The organism is Kitasatospora sp. NPDC059803 (genome assembly GCF_042732255.1).
Classification (GTDB): domain Bacteria; phylum Actinomycetota; class Actinomycetes; order Streptomycetales; family Streptomycetaceae; genus Kitasatospora.
This window is the reverse complement of the sequence record NZ_JBHWIJ010000510.1, coordinates 1-2,758: the sequence shown is the minus strand read 5'-3', so window position 1 is coordinate 2,758 and position 2,758 is coordinate 1. Positions and strand designations below refer to the sequence as shown.

The following is a 2,758-nucleotide window of genomic DNA, read 5'->3' as shown; positions in this document are numbered from 1 at the left end:
CTATAGGCGGGAGAGTGAGTTGTTTTTTAGAGACAGGCGACACTCGCTGTTCAACGGGGACTTGGCGACGCCGGGCTCAGAAGGTCTGGGTCGGCGGGTGCGGAGCGGCGCAGGAGGACGATCCGCAGGAGCTGGAGCTGGGTGCCCCGGAGGCGCCCGTCTCGGGCAGGGCGACGGTGTCGCGCAGCGCGGTGACGGTCAGCTCGCCGAGGTCGAGGTCGTCGAGGGCGAGGACGTCCTCGAAGTGGTCCGACATGTGGTCTCCCGGATGTTCGAGATGAATTGACGGATGGTCAGAACGAGTCCGCGCCGGGCAGGTTCGGCTGGGCGCAGGAGGACGAGGCCTGGCAGGAGCAGGACCCCCAGGAGCCGCCGTTCTCCGGCAGGGCGACGGTGTCGCGCAGCGCGGTGACGGTCAGCTCGCTGAGGTCCAGGTCCTGGAGGTCGAGGCCCGGGGTGGATGTGGACGCGGACATGGCGATGTCGGACATATCGGACTCCTTTGGGGTGGCGGACGAGGCCGAGGTGCGCTTGTGCAGGCGTGGGGGCCGAGGGGTGTGCCGGCCCCCGGGGGTGCGGCGGCGCACGCGGATCGTCCTGACCCCGGCGTCGCGCCGCCCACTGGCGACTCTAGGCCGCGACCGGCCGCGCCGGACCCGGGCGCTCGGCAGATTGGCCGGATGCCCACCTCGCCGGGCGCAACACCGGCTCCTGCCTCAGCCGCACTTGAGCGAGCCGTGACCGGCGCTCCGGTGCACCGCCCCCATGGCGGCCGGGGCCCGCCGTCCGCTCGGGCGCCCCGGCCGGCCCGCTGCGGCCGATCCGCCCCGGCCGATCCGCCCCGGCCGATCCGCTGCGGTCAGTCCTGCGGGGTGAACGACTCCAGGTAGGCGGCCGCCTTCGCGGGGTCGAGGAACCACTGCTCCAGGTCGGCCGGGTCGTTGAAGGCGTTGGCGAACCGGTCGGCGACGGGCGGGAGTTGACCGGCGGCGCCGAGCAGGTGCAGGACGTGCTCGGGCGGCGGCGCGAGCATCGCGTTGCTCCAGACGGTGCTGGGGCGCACGGCCTGCCAGAAGCGGTCGAAGGCGGCCCGCATGAAGTCGCGGTCGAACGGCTTGTCGCCGTGGGCGAGGATCGCGTCGAGGTAGCCGGCCGCGCACCGGGCGGCGTTGTTGGAGCCCTGGCCGGTGATCGGGTCGTTGAGGACGACGACGTCCGCGACGCCCAGCACCGCTCCGCCGCCGGGCAGTTCGCCGACCGGGTGGCGGACGGCGGGGGTGAAGCGCCCGGCGAGGGTGGCGCCGGCGTCGGTGAGTTCGATTCCGGCCCGGGCGCGGTCGTACTCCCAAGGAGTGAAGGCCTTCATCAGGTCGAGCGTCACCCGCAGGTGTTCGGCCGGGTCGCGGACCCCGTCGAAGGCGTCCGCCGGGCCGCCCGGGGCGGCCTCCCAGAGCAGGATGTCGCACGGGCCGGCCGCGGTCAGCGCCGGCATCACGAACAGTTCGCCGATGCCGGGCACCACGTTGCAGCGGACGGCGGGGAAGTCGTGCTCGGGGCGCGGGCCGAGCCCGTACACGTAGCTGGCGGCCAGCGCGCGCTGCGGCCGGTCGTACCGGGAGCGCTCGTGGTCGCGCTCGAACATCGCGGCCAGGTCGCCCTTTCCGGCCGCGACCAGGACCAGGTCGTAGGAGCCGGAGAGGTGTTCGAGGTCGCCGACGGTCACCGGGCGGACCACGACCCGGCCGCCGCGCCCGGCGAAGGTCTCCAGCCAGGCGGGCATCTTCAGCCGCTGGTCGACGGACTGCGCGGGCGCGTCCAGGCGCCCGACCCAGTCGATCACCCGCGCGGACTGCGGCCCGGCGACGGAGACTCCGAGGCCCTCGATCCGGGGTGCGGCGTCCGCCCAGAGGTCCAGGCCGAGGTCGCGTTCGGTCCGCAGTGCGGCGTCGAACATGCACTGGGTGGACAGCACCCGGCCGCTGCGGACCGCGTCCGCGTCGCGGTCGGTCATCACCGTCACGTCGTAGCCGTGGGCCTGGAGCCCCAGGGCCAGTTGGAGGCCGGCCTGCCCGGCGCCGACGATCAGAACTCTGCGCATCGTCTCCGCTTTCCTGGTTGTACGTCCCGGCCCGGTCTCAACACCCTTCCGTCCGTGGGCTGGTGAGCCCGCAGGGGGCGGTGGGCGCCGGCCGGCCGCCGGTCGCGCTGCCAGTGGCCTGGATACCAGTCATCGGGCACCGGCGTCCACGGCCCGCGCGCGCCCTGCCGGGAACGTCACCGTCCGCGGTCGGATGCCCTCGAACAAGCGATTTGAAAAATTCTTCAACTTCATACATGCTGGCGAGCCGCCGACCCCCGGCCCGACCTGAGAGGACAGCCCGCGCGCATGAGCGACCACCTCCCCCCGTGCCCGTCGTGCTCCAGCGAGTACACCTATGAGATGAACGCCCTCATGGTCTGCCCGGAGTGCGGCCACGAGTGGATGCCCGCGGCAGGCGGCGCCGCCGAACCGGCCGGCCCGGGCGAGCGGGTGATCCGGGACGCGGTCGGCAACGTGCTCAGCGACGGCGACACCGTGACCGTCGTCAAGGCCCTCAAGGTCAAGGGCAGCGTCTCCGGCATCAAGGCGGGCACCAAGGTCCGCAACATCCGTCTGGTCGACGGCGTCGACGGCCACGACATCGACTGCCGGATCGAGGGGTTCGGCGCGATGCAGCTCAAGTCGAGCGTGGTCAAGAAGGCCTGACCGGGCCCGCGC

4 protein-coding genes are annotated in these 2,758 nt (G+C 72.9%); 1 reads left to right on the top strand and 3 read right to left on the bottom strand.

Features of this window, described 5'->3' with window-relative positions; genetic code table 11:
* Window positions 1-76: 76 nt before the first annotated feature.
* The 3 genes from ACFV6I_RS38905 to ACFV6I_RS38895 all read right to left on the bottom strand — a co-directional run bounded on the left by ACFV6I_RS38905 (window position 77) and on the right by ACFV6I_RS38895 (window position 2,098).
* Window positions 77-256, bottom strand: a complete 180-nt coding sequence (locus ACFV6I_RS38905; protein WP_063345889.1) for a thiazolylpeptide-type bacteriocin — start codon at window positions 254-256, stop codon at window positions 77-79.
* Window positions 257-293: 37 nt separating this feature from the next.
* Window positions 294-491 carry a thiazolylpeptide-type bacteriocin gene (locus ACFV6I_RS38900; protein WP_244293239.1) on the bottom strand — a complete coding sequence of 66 codons (198 nt, stop codon included), beginning with the start codon at window positions 489-491 and terminating at the stop codon, window positions 294-296.
* 368 nt (window positions 492-859) lie between these two features.
* Window positions 860-2,098 (bottom strand): styrene monooxygenase/indole monooxygenase family protein, encoded by a 1,239-nt coding sequence (locus ACFV6I_RS38895; protein WP_380430944.1) that lies wholly within the window; start codon window positions 2,096-2,098, stop codon window positions 860-862.
* Window positions 2,099-2,386: 288 nt separating this feature from the next.
* On the opposite strand from ACFV6I_RS38895, the gene ACFV6I_RS38890 reads away from it, so the two are divergent.
* The gene (locus ACFV6I_RS38890) at window positions 2,387-2,746 is read left to right on the top strand and encodes a zinc ribbon domain-containing protein YjdM (RefSeq protein WP_063345891.1); all 360 of its coding nucleotides are present in this window, start codon (window positions 2,387-2,389) and stop codon (window positions 2,744-2,746) included.
* Window positions 2,747-2,758: the final 12 nt, after the last annotated feature.